The 889-nt window shown below is 63.2% G+C and carries 1 protein-coding gene; it reads left to right on the top strand.

Going from position 1 to position 889, the window contains the following annotated elements; all coding sequences use genetic code 11:
* Positions 1-96 precede the first annotated feature (96 nt).
* Positions 97-889, top strand: a 793-nt coding sequence (locus ENZ74_RS33135) for a carbohydrate ABC transporter permease (protein WP_245471066.1), incomplete at its 3' end; no start/stop codon positions are given.

Here is an 889-nt window from a genome sequence, read left to right as displayed (position 1 = left end):
ACTCTACATCGACCCGCTGCCGATGCACCTCTTTGATCCCGAAACCGAACTGGTCATCGCGCGGCCGAGCCTCATGGGGGCCACGCGATGACCAGCATGGACAGAAACGAACGGCCGGCCTTTCGTCGCCGCTTCGGCTTGCATTTCGGGCTGATTGTCGTCTGCGCCATCGTGCTGCTGCCGCCGCTCTGGGTGCTGCGGACAAGCTTCGTCCCCGAGCAGTTGTCCTACAGCAACGAGCTGATGCCGGCCTTTACGACGGACAATTATTCGGCGCTGCTGTCGAGCCGCTTCGGTCAGTCGTACCTCAACAGCCTGATCGTCGCGCTCGGCTCGGTTCTGCTCGCATTGCCTTTTGCCGCCACCACCGGCTATGCCTTCGCCCGCTTCCGCACGGGCGGTCGTTGGGCGCGTTTTGCCGTTCTGGCGACGCAGATGTTGCCGCCCGTGGCGCTGGTGCTGCCGACCTTCACGCTGTTCCGAAGCCTGGAGCTCAGCAATTCGCTGACGGGGCTGATCATCGTCTATGCCGCGCTCAACCTGCCTTTCCTGACCTGGATCCTGATGGGCTTCTTCGAGGGCATTCCAGTCGATCTGGAATGGGCGGCGATGACCGACGGCGCGACCGCCTGGGGCGCCTTCTGGCGTATTGTCCTGCCGGTGTCGATGCCCGGTATCGCGGCCGCCGGCGTGCTCGGCTTCATCCTGGCTTGGAATGAGTTTTTGTTTGCCCTGGTTTTGAGCGGGCCGAAGACGGCAACCATACCGGTTGCGCTTGCGGCGTTGCAGACCTCGAACGGCGTCCAGATCGCCAAGGTTTCTGCCGGCGTCGTCCTTGCCATCCTGCCGCTGGTCGTGGCTTCCCGCTTCATCCAGCGTTTCATCGTCC

This window comes from Mesorhizobium sp. M7A.F.Ca.CA.002.15.2.1 (genome assembly GCF_003998715.1).
Taxonomy (GTDB): Bacteria; Pseudomonadota; Alphaproteobacteria; order Rhizobiales; family Rhizobiaceae; genus Mesorhizobium; species Mesorhizobium ciceri.
This window is presented reverse-complemented; position numbering and strand designations above follow the sequence as displayed.